Source organism: Enterobacter sp. Lyrl_3 (genome assembly GCF_051948675.1).
In the GTDB taxonomy this organism is placed as follows: domain Bacteria; phylum Pseudomonadota; class Gammaproteobacteria; order Enterobacterales; family Enterobacteriaceae; genus Enterobacter; species Enterobacter cloacae.
The window spans coordinates 64126-82585 of sequence record NZ_JAYJLI010000005.1 but is presented as its reverse complement, the minus strand read 5'-3'; the positions used below and the strand labels follow the sequence as shown (position 1 = coordinate 82585).

The 18460-nt window shown below is 58.3% G+C and carries 13 protein-coding genes and 1 pseudogene; 7 read left to right on the top strand and 7 right to left on the bottom strand.

Annotation, left to right across the window (positions count from 1 at the left end):
• Positions 1-472: 472 nt before the first annotated feature.
• Together uxaC and VF709_RS12245 are read left to right on the top strand one after the other, a co-directional pair.
• A pseudogene (gene uxaC / locus VF709_RS12250) lies at positions 473-1884 on the top strand (glucuronate isomerase).
• A gap of 17 nt (positions 1885-1901) precedes the next feature.
• Positions 1902-3389 carry a UxaA family hydrolase gene (locus VF709_RS12245; protein ID WP_149896661.1) on the top strand — a complete coding sequence of 496 codons (1488 nt, stop codon included), beginning with the start codon at positions 1902-1904 and terminating at the stop codon, positions 3387-3389.
• A gap of 93 nt (positions 3390-3482) precedes the next feature.
• On the opposite strand, the gene sstT is transcribed toward VF709_RS12245, so the two are convergent.
• The 4 genes from sstT to VF709_RS12225 all read right to left on the bottom strand — a co-directional run bounded on the left by sstT (position 3483) and on the right by VF709_RS12225 (position 7724).
• Positions 3483-4724: a serine/threonine transporter SstT gene (gene sstT / locus VF709_RS12240; protein WP_038985779.1), complete on the bottom strand. Its 1242-nt coding sequence runs from the start codon at positions 4722-4724 to the stop codon at positions 3483-3485.
• A 210-nt stretch (positions 4725-4934) separates the two neighbouring features.
• Positions 4935-5900 carry a TerC family protein gene (locus VF709_RS12235; protein ID WP_013098857.1) on the bottom strand — a complete coding sequence of 322 codons (966 nt, stop codon included), beginning with the start codon at positions 5898-5900 and terminating at the stop codon, positions 4935-4937.
• A 251-nt stretch (positions 5901-6151) separates the two neighbouring features.
• A complete protein-coding gene (locus tag VF709_RS12230; RefSeq protein ID WP_013098856.1) occupies positions 6152-7150 on the bottom strand; it encodes a Gfo/Idh/MocA family protein in 999 nt (332 codons plus the stop codon).
• A 70-nt stretch (positions 7151-7220) separates the two neighbouring features.
• Entirely contained in the window at positions 7221-7724 is a 504-nt protein-coding gene (locus tag VF709_RS12225; RefSeq protein ID WP_013098855.1) for a YgjP-like metallopeptidase domain-containing protein, read from the bottom strand.
• A gap of 84 nt (positions 7725-7808) precedes the next feature.
• Between VF709_RS12225 and rlmG the strand changes: the two genes are divergently transcribed.
• Entirely contained in the window at positions 7809-8945 is a 1137-nt protein-coding gene (rlmG, locus tag VF709_RS12220) for a 23S rRNA (guanine(1835)-N(2))-methyltransferase RlmG (RefSeq protein WP_013098854.1), read from the top strand.
• Here the strand turns inward: rlmG and VF709_RS12215 are convergent.
• From VF709_RS12215 to lsrR, 3 genes are all read right to left on the bottom strand, one after another.
• Positions 8942-10963: an NADPH-dependent 2,4-dienoyl-CoA reductase gene (locus VF709_RS12215; RefSeq protein ID WP_013098853.1), complete on the bottom strand. Its 2022-nt coding sequence runs from the start codon at positions 10961-10963 to the stop codon at positions 8942-8944. The two genes, rlmG and VF709_RS12215, sit on opposite strands and share 4 nt — an antisense overlap.
• A gap of 178 nt (positions 10964-11141) precedes the next feature.
• On the bottom strand, positions 11142-12734 hold the full coding sequence (lsrK, locus tag VF709_RS12210; protein ID WP_094084852.1) for an autoinducer-2 kinase: 1593 nt from the start codon (positions 12732-12734) through the stop codon (positions 11142-11144).
• Between the two features lie 35 nt (positions 12735-12769).
• Complete coding sequence (lsrR, locus tag VF709_RS12205) at positions 12770-13738, bottom strand: transcriptional regulator LsrR (protein WP_013098851.1); 969 nt, start codon at positions 13736-13738, stop codon at positions 12770-12772.
• 215 nt (positions 13739-13953) lie between these two features.
• Between lsrR and lsrA the strand changes: the two genes are divergently transcribed.
• From lsrA to lsrB, 4 genes are read left to right on the top strand one after another with little or no spacing between them, the layout of a single operon-like run.
• Positions 13954-15441, top strand: coding sequence for an autoinducer 2 ABC transporter ATP-binding protein LsrA (lsrA, locus tag VF709_RS12200; protein WP_045293616.1), 1488 nt, complete (start codon positions 13954-13956; stop codon positions 15439-15441).
• Complete coding sequence (gene lsrC, locus VF709_RS12195; RefSeq protein WP_130626654.1) at positions 15438-16469, top strand: autoinducer 2 ABC transporter permease LsrC; 1032 nt, start codon at positions 15438-15440, stop codon at positions 16467-16469. Before lsrA ends, lsrC begins: the two co-directional genes overlap by 4 nt.
• Positions 16470-17447 carry an autoinducer 2 ABC transporter permease LsrD gene (gene lsrD / locus VF709_RS12190; RefSeq protein ID WP_038985768.1) on the top strand — a complete coding sequence of 326 codons (978 nt, stop codon included), beginning with the start codon at positions 16470-16472 and terminating at the stop codon, positions 17445-17447.
• Between the two features lies 1 nt (position 17448).
• On the top strand, positions 17449-18450 hold the full coding sequence (gene lsrB, locus VF709_RS12185) for an autoinducer 2 ABC transporter substrate-binding protein LsrB (RefSeq protein WP_020689399.1): 1002 nt from the start codon (positions 17449-17451) through the stop codon (positions 18448-18450).
• The last annotated feature ends 10 nt before the right edge of the window (positions 18451-18460 follow it).

Sequence of the window (18460 nt, the reverse complement as noted above, 5' to 3'; positions counted from 1 at the left end):
TAAAACCTCATCGTTATGTTATTTCCGTGCCAGGGCACGGCAACCTCTCACCGGTTTGGGGGAGGGCTGTGTAACGGGAGGGGCGTAACCGGGAGAACGTCCCGGAACGGCCCGAACCTTGCCATAAATAAGCGTGCATAAGTCGGTTTCCGTACCGTTAAATCCGATGTCTGACACCGGTAATGCATTCCGTCGGCTGCGTGTTTGCGACGGCGAAAAGATAACTTGTCATACAACTTTAAAAGGTGAGTGACATCACAAATGTATGATTCTTTGTAGGGGCATTATCTGGCGCAGGCGAAGCCAGTTCTGACGCGGTCTGCAGAAGGGTTTACCTCATTCGGGGTAATTTTTTTGTCCAGGTTTATTGATCCAACTCACGAAAAAAACCTCAGGCTCTGGAAATTGGTGTGATAACTTTGCAGCATCTGAACATAAGCTTTCTGCCGCTCCCGTTACGAGGAAGACGATAATGACACCGTTTATGACCGACGATTTTCTGTTAGACACTGAATTTGCCCGCCGCCTGTATCACGACTACGCAAAAGACCAGCCCATTTTTGATTACCACTGCCATTTACCGCCGCAGCAGGTTGCCGACAATTACCGTTTTAAAAACCTGTATGACATCTGGCTGAAGGGCGATCACTATAAATGGCGCGCCATGCGCACCAACGGCGTCGCTGAACGCCTGTGTACCGGCGACGCAAGCGACCGCGAGAAATTTGATGCCTGGGCGGCTACCGTGCCGCAGACCATCGGTAACCGCTCTATCACTGGACGCACCTCGAACTGCGCCGTCCGTTTGGCATTACCGGTAAGCTGCTTTCACCGGCTACGGCGGATGAGATCTGGGAGCAGTGCAACGACTTGCTGGCACAGGATAACTTCTCCGCGCGCGGCATCATGAAGCAGATGAACGTGAAGATGGTGGGCACCACCGACGACCCGATCGACTCGCTTGAACATCACGCGGTCATTGCAAAAGACACCGCGTTTGATATCAAAGTGCTGCCAAGCTGGCGTCCGGATAAAGCCTTTAACATCGAACTCGACACCTTTAGCGACTATATGGCGAAGCTGGGCGAGGTTTCTGACACCGACATCCGTCGTTTTGCGGACCTGCAGAGTGCGCTGATCAAACGTCTGGATCACTTTGCGGCACACGGCTGTAAAGTCTCTGACCATGCGCTGGACGTGGTGCTGTTTGCAGAATCTAACGAAGCCGAGCTGGATAGCATTCTGGCGCGCCGTCTCTCCGGTGAAGCCCTGAGCGAGCATGAAGTCGCCCAGTTCAAAACTGCGGTACTGGTCTTCCTTGGCGCTGAATATGCCCGTCGCGGCTGGGTGCAGCAGTACCACATTGGCGCGCTGCGTAATAACAACCAGCGTCAGTTCAAACTGCTGGGCGCGGACGTGGGCTTTGACTCCATCAACGACCGTCCGCTGGCCGAAGCGCTCTCTAAACTGCTGAGCAAACAGAACGAGCAAAACCTGCTGCCCAAAACCATCCTCTACTGCCTGAACCCGCGCGATAACGAAGTGCTGGGCACCATGATCGGCAACTTCCAGGGGGAAGGGATGCCGGGCAAGATGCAGTTCGGCTCCGGCTGGTGGTTCAATGACCAGAAAGATGGCATGGAGCGTCAGATGACGCAACTGGCGCAGTTGGGTCTGTTAAGCCGCTTTGTCGGCATGCTGACCGACAGCCGCAGTTTCCTCTCCTACACCCGCCACGAATACTTCCGCCGCATTCTGTGCCAGATGATTGGCCGCTGGGTGCACGCGGGCGAAGCACCGGCGGATATCCAGCTGCTTGGCGAGATGGTGAGAAACATCTGCTTTAACAATGCGCGTGACTACTTCGCCATTGAACTGAACTAAGCCCGTTTGAGGTTGATATGCACTACATCAAAATCCATTCGCTGGATAACGTCGGCGTCGCGCTGGCAGATCTGACCGAAGGAACAGAGGTCACTTTCGGTAATCAATCGGTCACGTTGCGCCAGGCCATTGGACGTGGACATAAGTTTGCCCTGATCCCCATTATGAAAGGGGAGAACGTGGTGAAGTACGGTTTACCGATTGGCCATGCGCTGGCGGATATTGCGCCGGGTGAATACATTCATTCCCACAATACCCGCACCAATCTGAGCGATCTGGACGAGTACAGCTATCAACCTGATTTCCATGCGCAAGAGGAGCAGGCGGCGGATCGTGAGGTGCAGATCTACCGCCGCGCCAACGGTGAGGTAGGGATCCGCAACGAACTCTGGATCCTCCCGACCGTCGGTTGCGTGAATGGGATCGCGCGTCAAATCCAGACGCGTTTCCTGAAAGAGACTCACGATGCCGAAGGCATTGACGGCGTGCACCTGTTCAGCCACACCTACGGCTGTTCACAGCTGGGTGACGATCACATCAACACCCGTACCATGCTGCAAAATATGGTGTGTCATCCGAACGCGGGGGCGGTGCTGGTGATTGGCCTGGGCTGCGAGAACAACCAGGTGGATGCCTTCCGGGAGACGCTGGGCGAGTTTGACCCTGAGCGCGTGCACTTTATGGTGTGTCAGCATCAGGATGATGAAGTGGAAGCGGGCGTTGAGCAACTGCACCAGCTGTATGAGGCGATGCGCCACGATAAACGTGAGCCGGGCAAGCTGAGCGAGCTTAAGTTTGGGCTGGAGTGTGGTGGCTCGGACGGTCTTTCCGGCATCACCGCGAACCCGATGCTGGGCCGCTTCTCGGACTATGTGATCGCCAACGGGGGAACGACGGTGCTGACGGAAGTGCCGGAGATGTTTGGTGCCGAGCGTATCCTGATGAGCCACTGCCGTGATAAAGCGACGTTTGAGAAAACGGTCACCATGGTGAATGATTTCAAACAGTACTTCATCGCTCATAACCAGCCGATTTATGAGAACCCGTCGCCGGGTAACAAAGCGGGTGGGATCACCACGCTTGAAGAGAAGTCACTGGGTTGCACCCAGAAAGCGGGCGCCAGCCAGGTGGTGGATGTCCTGCGCTACGGCGAACGCCTGAAAACCCACGGTCTGAACCTGCTGAGCGCCCCGGGGAACGATGCGGTTGCCACCAGCGCGCTGGCCGGTGCCGGCTGCCACATGGTGCTGTTCAGCACCGGCCGCGGTACGCCGTACGGCGGGTTTGTCCCGACGGTCAAAATTGCCACCAACAGTGAACTGGCGGCGAAGAAAAAGCACTGGATCGACTTTGATGCCGGTCAGCTCATTCACGGTAAAGAAATGCCGCAACTGTTGACGGAGTTTGTGGATACTATCGTGGCGTTTGCCAACGGCAAGCAGACCTGCAACGAGAAAAACGACTTCCGCGAGCTGGCGATCTTTAAGAGTGGGGTGACGTTGTAAGTTGGGTGCGGGCTGGTGCCCTCACACTGACCCTCTCCCACGGGAGAGGGGACAAACACTAAAAACGGCAACCTCAGGGTTGCCGTTTTGCTGTTAACCTCGTAATGCGTTCTTCGCTAAACGCGCATCTTCCGCCTGACAGGCCGCAGCGGTGAACAGCACGTCGGTAGAAGAGTTCAGCGCCGTCTCACAGGAATCCTGCAGCACACCGATAATGAAGCCGACTGCGACCACCTGCATGGCAATTTCGTTCGGGATACCAAACATATTGCACGCCAGCGGGATCAACAGCAGAGAGCCGCCCGCCACGCCGGATGCGCCACAGGCACACAGCGAGGCCACCACGCTCAACAGCAGCGCCGTAGGCAGATCCACCGCGATACCCAGCGTATGCACTGCCGCCAGGGTCAGCACGGTGACGGTGATCGCCGCGCCCGCCATGTTCACGGTTGCACCCAGCGGGATAGACACGGAGTAAGTATCACGATCCAGATTCAGTTTTTCCGCCAGCGCCATGTTAACCGGAATGTTAGCTGCAGAGCTGCGGGTAAAGAAGGCGTACACGCCGCTCTCGCGCAGGCAGGTCATTACCAGTGGATACGGGTTGCGGCGGATCTGCCAGAACACCAGCAGGGGGTTAACTACCAGCGCCACCAGCAGCATGCAGCCAACCAGGACCATCAGCAGCTGTGCGTAGCCCCACAGCGCGTCAAAACCGGTGGTTGCCAGCGTAGAGGAGACCAGACCAAAAATACCGATTGGGGCGAAGCGAATAACGATTTTCACCATGAAGGTCACGGCGTTCGAGACATCGTTAACCAGGTTTTTCGTGGTCTCATTACCATGACGCAGCGCGAAGCCCAGCCCAATTGCCCAGACCAGGATGCCAATGTAGTTTGCGTTCATCAGCGCCGTGATTGGGTTAGAGACCATGCTCATCAGCAGGCCACGCAGCACTTCCACAATCCCGGATGGCGGCGTGACATCACCGGCCGCGCTGGTCAGGTGCAGCGTAGACGGGAACAGGAAGCTAAATACCACGGCGGTTAAGGCAGCGGAGAAGGTGCCCAGAAGATACAGGAAGAGGATCGGCCGAATGTTGGTTTTTTGTCCGTGTTGGTGGTTGGCAATCGACGCCATGACCAGCATCAGAACCAGTACCGGTGCCACGGCTTTCAGTGCGCCAACGAAAAGGGTTCCAAGCAGCCCCGTGGCTTCTGCAGCAGGTTTTGACACCATAGCCAGCAGAATACCCAGTACCAACCCGACCAGAATTTGTTTTACAAGGCTGCCCTGCGCCAGGCGCGCGAACAGACCGCGTGATTGTGTGCTCATACGTTATTCCTGAGTGAAATTGCGTTCCATCCTGGCTGTGCTCTAAGGCACATTTATGTCCGGATGTAAGTATTTGTTTGCCTGGTTGAGTATCAGGGAAAGCGAGGAAAGGCGGAAGAGTAAAATGCTGGATTTTACGTGTTGCGTCATGTTTTTTAACTATTGATTAACGAAAGTGCCGGGTGGCGCTGCGCCACCCGGCAAAACGCACTACGCCTGCTGCTTTTTATCGTGCTGGCGGTTAACCCAGGTATTGATAATCAGCGTTACCAGCAGAATGCCAAACACCACGCCGAGCGAGATGGCAATCGGGATATGGTAGAAATCGACAATCAGCATCTTGATACCGATAAACACCAGGATCACCGACAGACCGTACTTCAGCATTGAGAAGCGCTCAGCCGCGCCTGCCAGCAGGAAATACATCGCACGCAGACCGAGAATAGCGAACAGGTTAGAGGTCAGCACAATGAACGGGTCGGTAGTGACGGCGAAGATAGCCGGGATACTGTCCACGGCGAAGATCACATCGCTCAGCTCCACCAGAATCAGCACCAGCAGCAGCGGGGTGGCGAACAGCAGGCCATTCTTGCGGACAAAGAAATGCTCGCTCTCGATTTTGTCCGTCATGCGCAGATGACCACGGATCCACTTCACCAGCGGCTTATCACCAATACCGGTTTCGTCTTCTTTCGCCAGCGCCATTTTAACCCCAGTGAACAGCAGGAACGCGCCAAAGACGTACAGCAGCCATTCGAACTGGGTTATCAGCCAGCTTCCGGCGAAGATCATGATGGTACGCAGGACGATTGCCCCCAGCACGCCGTAAACCAGCACGCGACGCTGCAGGGCAGCAGGCACGGCAAAGTAGCTGAACAGCATCAGCCAGACGAAGACGTTATCAACCGCCAGCGCTTTTTCAATCAGATAACCGGTGAGGAAGGCGAGCGCCTGAGGATCAGCCACCGCACGGCCTTCGGTCGAGGCCAGATACCACCAGAAGGCGGCGCAGAAAAGGAGTGAGAGGGATACCCACACCAGCGACCAGACGGCGGCTTGCTTGACGCTCATACCGTGCTCGCCGCGACGGCCCTGCAAAAAGAGGTCGATTGCCAGCATGATGAGCACGACAACCGCGAATCCGCCCCACAACATTGGAGTGCCGACAGAATGCATACTATTTTCCTTACACATAAAAAACAAAAACGGCCATGGTCAGAAGACGATAGCCGTTAGCTTTTTATGCATAGACCTCGCCTTCCGGCAAGGTCTCACTTACAACCACGAAGGTTGCCCGGCGACCGGATGCGGTTTTGCACGCATCGTAATGACGATCCACCGGCAAGGAAGTTACTCCCCTTTGCTCGTAACAAAATATGTCAGACCATCAGTTTCGTCAATGGTCCTCAGCCATTCATTACACAGCTTTACGCGATAGCTTCTGTGCTCACGCCGTCAGCCGGGAAAACCACGCCGGTCTGGCGACGGATTTCCGTTTGCAGCTTCGCCGTGGTGCGGCTTATCGCAAGCCCCGGGTGATTCACTTCGTTGTCTTCCACCAGACGGGCGAAGACCTCTGCCTCATAGAGCATAGTGTTAATATGCTGAGGCTGCGTCAGCTCCTGCGCTTTACCGCCGCGTGGCACAAAGCTCAGCTTCTGGCATTCGGAGATCTTCTCGATAACCAGCGATCCGTTTTCACCCTGAATTTCACTTGGCAGGACGGAGTCACTCACTTTGGAGTGCTGCAGCGTGACGCTGAAATCACCGTAATCCAGCACCACGACACCGTGCGCATCCACACCGCTCTCCAGCAGGCTGGCAGTGGCCGTTACGCCGTGCGGCTCGCCCCACAGGGCAACCGCAGAGGCCAGACAATAGAAACCGATGTCCATAATCGAGCCGTTGGAGAAGGCCGGATTAAAGGTGTTCGGGTTTTCGCCGTCCAGATAACGCTGGTAGCGCGACGAGTACTGGCAGTAGTTAATAAAGGCTTTGCGCACTTTGCCCACCTTCGGCAAAGACTGCTGTAGCAGCAGGAAGTTCGGCAGGCTGGCGGTTTTGAACGCTTCGAACAGCACCACCTGGTTGTCGCGGGCGCACTGAATGGCGGCTTCCACTTCCTCGATATTCGAGGCCAACGGCTTCTCGCAAATGACATGTTTTTTGTGGCTGAGGAAGAGCCGGGTTTGCGGGAAGTGCAGGGCGTTCGGGCTGGCGATATAGACCGCGTCAATGGCGTCGCTTTGCGCCATCTCATCAAGCGAGGTGAACAGATGTTCAACCAGATAATCGTTCGCGAAGGCCTGCGCCTGTTCAAGGCTGCGGGAATAGACGGCGGTGAGCTTAAGTTTGCCGGTTTCGTGGGCGGCGTCGACGAACTGGCGCGTGATCCAGTTCGTACCAATGACTGCGAAACGTATCATAAACGTTTACGTACTCCATAGCGGGGAACCTTTAGCCACTGTAGCACGTGATTGTTGCAAAACCAGTGCGCTACTGCGCATTACTCTTTAACGATAAATGCGTAAGCCACAAACGGGTATCAAACTCCAGCTGATGGTACTGTGGCTCCATATGGCAGCACAGGGAATAGAACGCCTTGTCATGCTCTTTTTCCTTCAGGTGCGCCAGCTCGTGCACCACGATCATCCGCAGAAAGGCTTCCGGTGCGTTGCGAAAGACGGTGGCGACGCGGATCTCGGCTTTTGCTTTTAGCTTACCGCCCTGTACGCGTGAAATGGCCGTATGCAGGCCGAGCGCGTTTTTCAGCACGTGGATCTTGTTGTCGTACATCACTTTATTGATGGGTGGGGCACTCTTCAGATACCGGTTTTTGAGATCCTGCGTATACTGCCAGAGGGCCTTATCGGTCGCGACATCGTGCGTGCCGGGATAACGTTTTTCCAGCACCGCCCCCAGTTTTTGCTCGGCAATTAACGTGCGTACCTGGGAGAGCAAATGCTCCGGGTAGCCCTGGAGATAAGTCAGCTGGTTCATCAAAACCCCAAAATAAGTTGAAAACGGGTATACTCACGCACCCTTTTCAGGGATAACGCCAAATTTTACCATTCAGGAGGGCCGATGAGCCACTTAGACAACGGTTTCCGTTCACTCAACCTTAAACGTTTCCCGGAGACGGACGACGTTAACCCGCTTCAGGCGTGGGAAGCGGCGGATGAATATCTGCTGCAACAGTTGGATGACACTGAAATTCGCGGCCCGGTTCTGATCCTGAATGATGCCTTCGGAGCGCTGGGCTGCGCCCTGGCGGCGCACACGCCTTACAGCATTGGCGATTCATACTTAAGCGAGCTGGCGACGCGTGAAAACCTGCGTCACAACGATCTCGATGAATCCAGCGTGAAGTTCCTCGACAGCACCGCAGACTACCCGCAGGCGCCGGGCGTGGTGCTGATCAAAGTGCCAAAAACCATGGCGTTGCTGGAGCAGCAACTGCGTGCATTACGGAAAGTCGTCACGCCAGAGACGCGCATCATCGCGGGCGCGAAGGCGCGTGATATTCATACCTCAACGCTGGAGCTGTTCGAGAAAGTGCTGGGCCCGACCACCACGACGCTGGCCTGGAAAAAAGCGCGCCTGATCAACTGTACCTTCAGCGCACCGGAACTGGCTGACGCGCCAGAGACGCTGAGCTGGAAGATGGAAGGCACCGACTGGACCATCCACAACCATGCGAACGTCTTCTCACGTACCGGCCTTGATATCGGCGCACGTTTCTTTATTGAACATCTGCCGGAAAATCTGGAAGGGGAGATTGTGGATCTCGGCTGCGGTAACGGCGTGATTGGCCTGACGCTGCTGGCAAAGAACCCACAAGCCAGCGTGGTCTTCAGCGACGAATCGCCAATGGCGGTAGCCTCGAGCCGTCTGAACGTGGAAACCAACATGCCAGAGGCGCTGGATCGCTGTGAGTTTATGATCAATAACGCGCTGTCCGGCGTAGAGCCTTTCCGCTTCAACGCCGTATTCTGCAACCCACCGTTCCACCAGAAGCACGCCCTGACGGATAACGTCGCGTGGGAGATGTTCCACCATGCGCGCCGCTGCCTGAAAATCAACGGCGAGCTGTATATTGTGGCGAACCGTCACCTGGACTACTTCCACAAGCTGAAGAAGATTTTCGGTAACTGCGTCACCATCGCCACCAACAACAAGTTCGTGGTGCTGAAAGCGGTGAAGCTGGGACGTCGTCGCTAAATAACCAGTGCAAGCTGGGTGCCCTGCGCAATGGCCCGCCGCGCATCCAGCTCCATTGCCACATCGCATCCGCCGATCAAATGCACCGTTTTACCTGCCTCACGCAGCGGATCCGCCAGATCGCGCTTTGGCTCCTGCCCGGCACATAAAATCACATGATCCACGCGCAGCAGCTGTGGCTCACCGCCGATCGTGACGTGCAGGCCGTCGTCGTCGATCTTCTGATAGCTCACCGCCGGGATCATCTTCACGCCGCGCGAAAGCAGGGTGGCGCGGTGGATCCAGCCGGTTGTTTTCCCCAGTCCTTCACCCGGCTTACTTGCTTTGCGCTGCAGCATGACGATCTGCCGTGGGCTTTTCGGCAGCTGTGGCCCTTCCGGACGCAGGCCGCCGGACTGGCTCAGGCTGGTGTCGATGCCCCATTCCACGCAAAATTCGGCAATGTTCTGGCTGGTGGCCTCGCCCGGCTGGCTTAAATACATGGCGGTATCAAAGCCGATCCCACCGCAGCCGATAATGGCCACGTTTTCCCCAACCGGCGCTTTATCGCGCAGCACATCGAGATAGCTTAGCACCTTAGGATGATCGATACCCTCGATCGCAGGCGTGCGCGGGGCGATCCCACTTGCCAGGATCACCTCGTCGTAATCCAGCAGATCTGGCGCACTTACCCACTGGTTGAGCCGCAGATCCACACCCGTGAGTTCGATCATCCGGCGGTAGTAGCGCAGCGTTTCATAGAACTCCTCTTTGCCGGGGATCTGTTTGGCAATATTAAACTGCCCGCCAATTTCACCTGCGGCATCGAACAGCGTCACGCTGTGCCCGCGCGACGCCGCATTTACCGCAAACGCCAGCCCCGCGGGGCCCGCTCCAACAACCGCCAGGCGTTTTGATTTGTCTACCGGGAGCACCGGCATTTTGGTTTCATGGCAGGCGCGGGGGTTAACCAGGCAGGAGGTCACTTTCCCGACGAAGATCTGATCCAGACAGGCCTGATTACAGCCGATGCAGGTGTTGATCTCATCCGCCCGCCCGCTTTGCGCTTTGGAAAGCAGTTCTGCATCTGCCAGGAACGGACGCGCCATCGACACCATATCGGCATCGCCGCGTGAGATGACATCATCCGCCACCTGCGGATCGTTAATACGGTTAGTGGTCACGAGCGGAACAGACACTTTGCCTTTCAGCTTGCGCGTAACCCAGGTGAATGCCGCGCGCGGTACCGGCGTGGCGATAGTCGGGATACGCGCCTCGTGCCAGCCAATCCCGGTATTGATGAGGGTGGCACCGGCGGCTTCAATCGCCTGCGCCAGCTGGACGGTCTCGTCAAACGTCCCGCCGCCTTCCACCAGATCCAGCATCGACAGGCGGAAGATGATAATAAAGTCAGCGCCCGCACGTTCGCGCACGGCGCGTACCACTTCGACGGCAAAGCGCATACGTCGCGCATAATCGCCACCCCATTCGTCGTCACGCTGGTTAGTGCGGGCGGCGAGGAATTCGTTAATCAGATAGCCCTCGGAGCCCATTACCTCGACGCCGTCATAGCCCGCTTCACGCGCCAGCGCCGCACAGCGGGCGAAGTCGTCAATCAGCGCCAGCACTTCATCGTGGCTGAGGGCATGCGGCTTGAAGCGGTTAATCGGTGCCTGAATGGCCGACGGTGCCACCAGATTGGGCTGATAGCTATAACGCCCGGTATGCAGGATTTGCAGGGCAATTTTACCGCCTTCGCTGTGAACGGCATCGGTCACAATGCGATGGTGCGGCAGTTGTGACGCATCGTTAAGCACCGCTCCGCCTTCCATACCCACGCCTGATGGCGCGGGAGCCACCCCCCCGGTGACGATCAGCGCCACCCCGTGGCGCGCGCGTTCGGCATAAAAGGCCGCCAGACGCTCGGCCCCGTCCGGATGCTCCTCCAGCCCGGTGTGCATTGAGCCCATCAACACGCGGTTTTTGAGCGTTGTGAACCCCAGATCGAGGGGGGCGAATAGCGACGGGTAGCGGCTCATAGTCTCTTCCAGTGTAAAATTATTGTTATGTGGTCGGATGAGTTACTAATTTAGCCAGCAGAAAGTAAAAGGGAAAAGGGGAATGCAGTGATTGTGATGGGATTCAAATATTGGTGTGGCCTGATGCCCTCACCCTAACCCTCTCCCACAGGGAGAGGGGACTTAATCTCCCTCTCCCTTAGGGAGAGGGGCGGGGTGAGGGGGAACGCACCAGCCCCGGTGCCTGCCACATTGACGTCGTCAGCCCGCTGTCCACCAGACCGAGCTGGTCGGCGTACACCGCCTGCCACTTCTGCATCATGCCATCGTACAGCGCCCGGTGCTGCGGGTTCGGGGTAAACTCGCGGCTCCATTTCACCAGCCGCTCGCCGGTGGTGGCCATATCCGCAAACAGTCCGGCCCCGGCTCCGGCGGCAATGGCGCAACCCAGCGCCGTCGCCTCTTTCACTTCCGGTACGCGCACCGGCAAACCGGTGACGTCACTTAAAATCTGGCTCCATAGCGCCCCCTTCGAACCGCCTCCGGCAAACACCAGGCTCTCGAAGTTAACGCCGGAGAAACGTGAGATTTGCGCCAGGTTGCAGGCCGAGACAATCGCCGCGTTCTCTTCCAGCGCGCGGAACAGCGTCGCTTTGTTGCACTTTTCCGGGTCGATGGAGAGGTTAATAAACGACGGGGCGGCGTGGTACCACTGCTTAAAATGCATCGCGTCGGAGAAGATGGGCATCACGCCATGCGAACCCGCGGGCACCCGGCTCGCCATCTCCTCGAGCAGGGAATAGGTGTCCATCCCCATACGTTCGGCGATCAGCTTCTCTTCTGCGCAGAAGGCGTCGCGGAACCAGCGCATGGTCAGGCCGGTGAAGAAGCTGATCGACTCCGCCTGCGCCATACCGGGGATGACGTGTGGGTTTACGCGAATATTCATCTCAGGATCGGTGCGCACCTGCGGCAGATTGACCACCTGCTGCCAGAAGGTACCACCCAGCACCGCCGTTTGCCCGGCGCGGACCACGCCCAGCCCCAGACAGCCCAGCTGCACGTCGCCTCCGCCCATCACCACAGGGGTGCCTTCACGCAGGCCGCTCTGCTGCGCGGCCTCTTTAGTGATAGCGCCCAGCACGGTGCCGGTCTCTTTCACCGGAGATAGGATATCGGCGCGCAGCCCGGCCATATCCAGCAGTGCTGGCCGCCAGTCGCGGGAGAAGAGATCCAGCATCCCCGTAGTGCCCGCATTTGATGGATCGACCGCCAGCTCGCCGGAGAGCTTCGCCGCCAGCCAGTCGCTGATCATGGTAATAGTGGCAGCCTTGCGATAGATATCCGGGCGATGGTGCGCCAGCCACAGCAGACGCGGCATGGCGCTCAGGGCCAGGGTCTGGCCGGAAACGTCGTACACTTCGGATTCAAACTGGTTGTCGTGGATCTCTTTGAGTTCGGCCACCTCGCGGCTGGCGCGGGCGTCGACGTTGGCGCAGGCCCAGATGGCCTCACCGTTGCGGTCATACAGAACAATCCCTTCGCGCATGGAGCAGCAGGCGACGGACTGGATATCCGCCGCGCTCAGGTGCGCGCGATCCAGCGCCTGGTGGATGCACTGGCAGGTGAGCCGCCAGTTGGTATTGAGGTCGAACTCCATCGAGCCCGGCACATTTTCCACGCTCAGGTGCTGCCACTCGGCCTGACCCACGGCAACCTGGTTGCCCAGCAGATCGAAAATAACGGCACGCACGCTGCCTGTCCCTGCATCTAACGCTAAAAGGTAACTCATGAGTTTGCCTCGTTGTTAGCGCAGGGCTTACCCCGTTACGTCAGGGCCAGCACCGCGCGGGCTGTTGTCTCTTCCGTCACCAGGCCATTGATACGGCGACCTTTCAGTGCGGCGTAAATCGCATCGGCTTTCTCAACACCGCCAGCCACGCCGACGATGGTAGGTAACTGCGCCAGTTCATCAAGCGTGACGCCCAGCAGTTCTTTGTGGATCTCCAGCTCCTCAACGCACTCTCCTTCGGCAGTGAGGAAATAACCGAGAATGTCGCCGACGGCCCCTTTACGGGCATACATCAGCTGTTCACCTTCGCTGATGTAGCCTGAGCGCAATATCGTTGCATCACGACGCTGGTTCACGGACCCAATCCCCACCACCGCCACGTCGGCGGCCGTTGCGGCGAGGATCACGTCCCGTACGCTGGTTTCACGTTTTAAGATCCCGGCCACCTCGGCGGAGGAGACGCGAAGCGGGGCGGGGATCATGCTGACGCTGCATGCCGCGTCCAGCTGGCCGATACCGGTCATATAGGGCCCCACGCCGCCGGAGAGCGTCACCAGGCGGATCTGCTGCGAGCTGATAAAGCCGCTTAAATGTTGCAGGCTGCTCATGGTGGTTTCACCAAATCCCACCGCTAACAGCTGGCCGGGTTCCAGCACGCCCATTAACGACTGCGCGGCACCAATGCCTAACCGCACGTTCATTGGCGGGGTATTCAGTGCTGGCAGCACGCGCACCAGCTTTAGCCCAAAGCGCTGCTGCAGTTCGGTTTCCAGTGCCAGACAGCCCTCATAGCGGGAGTTGATCTGCACGCGGATCACCCCTGACTGGCGACCTTTCTCCAGCAGGCGAGAGATTTTCAGGCGCGGCAGGCCGAGCCGTTCGCCAATGTCGTTTTGCGTCAATCCGTCGTGGTAGTAACACCAGGCCACGCGGGCAACCAGCTCCTCTTCCGCCAGTGCCAGCCCGGCAAACCGACCTTCTTCCGCAGTGCGTTTATCGCTCATAATTGAACTCTTATAAAAATTTAGATCATATGTTCGTGACGGCGCAGGTCGAAAGTGTGAGCTACGCGGCAAAACGGATCATTTAGATAGTTTCTTTCTCAGATGGATCTTAATCGATAAAACTGTGATCCCTGCACGGTTGTAAATATAGTTCACCGTCTACGCTTTTGAACATTATTAAATCTAAAAATCATTTGTTCAATAGCGGAGCGATGATGACCCCACTTATCGAAGCACGAGCCATCTGCAAGCAGTTTTCCGGGGTGCCGGTTTTGAAAGGCATTGATTTCACGCTGCTTGCGGGCCAGGTGCATGCGCTGATGGGCGGGAACGGCGCGGGTAAATCGACGCTGATGAAGATCATCGCCGGGGTGGAGACGCCGGACAGCGGTGAACTTTCCGTAGCAGGTCATTCATATGCGCGGCTCACGCCCGTGCAGGCCCATAAGTTAGGTATCTATCTGGTGCCTCAGGAACCGCTCCTGTTCCCCAATCTGACGGTGCGGGAAAACATCCTTTTCCGCCTGCCGCGTGAACGGGAAAGAGAGAATCGGCTGACGGAGAAGCTGCAGCAGCTGCAGTGCCAGCTAAATCTCGATGCCACCGCCAGCACGCTGGAAGTGGCGGATCAGCAGATGGTGGAGATCCTGCGCGGTCTGATGCGTAACGCGACGATCCTGATCCTCGACGAGCCCACGGCCTCCCTTACGCCGGGTGAAACCGAACGTCTGTTTCGCCAGATCCGCGCCCTGCAGGATCTGGGCGTCGGCATCGTCTTTATCTCGCATAAATTGCCGGAGATCCGCCAGCTGGCAAGCCACGTCTCGGTGATGCGCGACGGTGCCGTAGTGCTCAGCGGGGAAACCGCGCAGTTCGACGATAACGCGCTGATTACCGCCATGACGCCGGTGAGCCGGGAGAAAGGCTTAAGCGATGCGCAAAAACTCTGGCTGGCGCTGCCGGGAAACCGTCGCACCCAGCCGCAGGATTTTCCGGTATTGCGCGTGGACGATCTTACCGGGGAGGGGTTTATCGATCTCTCGCTTGAGATCTACGCAGGCGAGATCGTCGGTCTGGCCGGGCTGGTCGGATCCGGGCGCACCGAATTTGCCGAGACGCTCTACGGCCTGCGTCCGGTGCGTGGGGGACGGGTCTGGCTGGAGAATCAGGAGATCACTCACGAGAGCGTGGGCGCCCGGCTGGACAAAGGCCTGGTTTATCTGCCGGAAGACAGGCAGGTGTCCGGCCTGTTCCTGGATGCACCCATCCGCTGGAACACCGTGGCGCTGAACGAGCCGTCTCTCTGGCAGCAGCGCAAGCGGGAGTCCGCGGTGGTGGAGCGTTACCATCGGGCGTTGGGGATCAAACTCAACCATGCGGATCAAACCGTGCGCACCCTCTCCGGCGGGAATCAGCAGAAAGTGCTGCTGGCCCGCTGTCTGGAAGCCAACCCGTTACTGCTGATCGTCGATGAACCGACGCGTGGCGTGGACGTGTCGGCACGTGCCGATATCTACCAGCTCATCAAAAGCGTGGCCGCGCAGAATGTGGCAGTGCTGATGATCTCAAGCGATCTCGATGAGTTTCCTGGCCTTGCCGATCGCGTGCTGGTCATGCACCAGGGCGTGCTCAGCGGCGAGTTGCCGCGCCATGCCGTCAGCCTCGATCGGATGATGGCGCTGGCGTTCGGAGGACAATCATGAAGACGTTACTGAAAAACCGCGAGCTGAGCGCGTTTCTCGCCATTCTGGCGCTGTTTGCCGTGCTGGTGGCGCTTAATCCGGCGTACCTGAGCCTTCAGACGCTGGGGATGATCTTCGCCAGCGCGCAAATCCTGATCCTGCTGGCGCTTGGCGCCGCGCTGGTGATGCTGACCCGCAATATTGACGTCTCCGTGGGCTCCACCGTGGGGCTCTCCGCCATCGCCGTCGGCGTGGCGCTGAACAATGGCTACAGCCTGCCGGTGTCGATGCTGTTCGCGCTGTCTGTCGGCGCGCTGGCAGGGGCGTTCAACGGGTTGCTGGTGGTGGCGCTGCGCATCCCGGCGATTGTCGCCACCCTCGGCACGCTGGGGCTGTATCGCGGGGCGATGCTGCTCTGGACCGGTGGAAAGTGGATTGAAGGGTTACCGCCGGGGCTGAAATCCCTTTCTGAACCCGTAGCCGTGGGCATTTCGCCGCTCGGCATGGTGGTGCTGTTTTTGGCCGCCGTCGGCGCATGGACACTCTCGCGCACCGCGTTCGGACGCGATTTCTATGCCGTGGGCGATAACCTTGCCGCCGCGCGCCAGCTGGGCGTGGCGGTCAACCGCACGCGGATGATCGCCTTTACTCTCAATGGCATGCTGGCGGCCTGCGCCGGGATTGTCTTTGCCGCGCAGATTGGCTTTGTGCCAAACCAGACCGGGAGCGGGCTGGAGATGAAAGCCATCGCCGCCTGTGTGCTCGGCGGCATTTCGCTGCTGGGCGGGACGGGCACGCTGATTGGCGCACTGCTTGGGGCCTTTTTCCTGACGCAAATCGACACCGTACTGGTGCTGTTTAAGCTCCCGGCGTGGTGGAATGACTTTATCGCCGGGCTGGTGCTGCTGGGCGTGCTGGTGCTCGACGGGCGTCTGCGCCAGGCGCTGGCGCATCATCAGCGGGCGCTGAAATACGGTCGCTTCCAGCCGGGTAACAGAGGGGGAAAGCACGTCACCCCATTTCCCAAACGCAAAAAAGAGGTGGCGTAAATGAAGCTTAACTGGGAAAGCGCGCTGCTGATCTTACTGGTGCTGGAGATCCTGCTCTTTGGCGCCATCAACCCGCGGATGCTCGACATCAACATGCTGCTGTTCAGCACCAGCGATTTTATCTGCATCGGCATTGTGGCGCTGCCGCTGACGCTGGTGATTATCAGCGGCGGGATCGATATCTCCCTCGGTTCAACCATTGGCCTGTGCGCCATTGCGCTGGGGGTGATGATGCAATCGGGCTGGCCGATGGCGGTCGCCATTCCTCTGACGCTGCTGCTGGGCCTGCTGTGCGGGCTGGTGAATGCGGCGCTGATCCACTACACGGGTATCAGCCCTTTAGTTATCACTCTCGGCACGCTCTACCTCTACGGCGGCGGGGCGCTGCTGCTCTCCGGCATGGCGGGCGCGACGGGCTATGAGGGCATCGGCGGCTTCCCGGACAGTTTTACCGCGTTCGCTAACCTGACCGTGTCAGGTCTGCCCGTTCCGCTGGTGCTGTTTGCGCTCATTACGCTCTTCTTCTGGCTGATTACCCACCGCGGGCGCTTTGGGCGGCATCTGTTCTTAATCGGCCAGAACCCGCGCGCCGCGCGCTATGCGGCGCTGTCGGTTAACGGCATGCCCTACGCGCTGTATGGCCTGGTGGGCGTCGCCTCGGCCATTGCCGCGCTGGTGATGGTCTCCTATTTCGGTTCCGCGCGCTCGGATCTGGGGCGCGATCTGCTGATGCCAGCCCTCACCGCTGCCGTACTCGGCGGGGCGAATATTTATGGCGGGTCAGGTTCGGTTATCGGTACGGCACTGGCAGCGCTGCTGGTGGGGTACCTGCAGCAGGGGTTACAGATGGTCGGCATCCCCAACCAGGTGTCGAGCGCGCTGTCAGGGGCGCTGTTGGTTGTGGTGGTGATGGGACGTTCGCTGAGTCTGCACCGTGAATGGGTGCGTTCTCTCTTTAGAAAACTATCCGGAGCGTAAGATGAAAACAAAACTGATAGTCCTGGCAATGGCCCTCAGCTTCGCCTCGGCGCAGGCGGCGGACCGCATCGCCTTTATCCCGAAGCTGGTGGGGGTGGGCTTCTTCACCAGCGGCGGCAATGGCGCGAAAGAGGCGGGGAAAGACCTCGGCGTGGACGTCACCTACGACGGCCCAACCGAGCCGAGCGTCTCCGGCCAGGTGCAGCTCATCAATAATTTCGTCAACCAGGGCTATAACGCCATTATCGTCTCCGCCGTGTCGCCGGATGGCCTCTGCCCGGCGCTGAAGCGCGCCATGCAGCGCGGCGTCAAAGTGCTGACCTGGGATTCCGACACCAAACCGGAGTGCCGCAGCATCTACATCAACCAAGGTACCCCGGAGCAGCTCGGTGGCCTGCTGGTGGAGATGGCCGGGAAGCAGGTGACAAAACCGAATGCCAAAGTGGCGTTCTTCTACTCCAGCCCGACCGTCACCGACCAGAACCAGTGGGTGAAAGAGGCGAAGGCCAAAATCGAAAAAGATCATCCCCAGTGGCAGATAGTGACCACCCAGTTTGGCTATAACGACGCCACCAAATCCCTGCAAACCGCCGAAGGGATCTTAAAAGCATACCCGGATCTGGATGCGATCATCGCCCCGGATGCCAACGCTCTGCCTGCCGCGGCGCAGGCGGCGGAAAACCTGAAGCGGGAAGGGGTGGCGATTGTCGGATTCAGTACGCCTAACGTCATGCGTCCGTACGTCGAGCGCGGCACGGTTAAAGCCTTCGGTCTGTGGGATGTGGTGCAACAGGGCAAAATTGCGGTCAATGTCGCCGATCGTTTGTTGAAAAAAGGCGATCTTAACGTCGGCGACAGCGTGGAGGTAAAAGATATCGGTACGCTGAAGGTCGAGCCGAACAGCGTCCAGGGCTACCAGTATGAAGCAAAAGGCAACGGCATCGTGCTGCTGCCAGAGCGCGTGGTGTTCACCAAAGAGAACATCAACAAATACGATTTCTGACGGGGGAGCA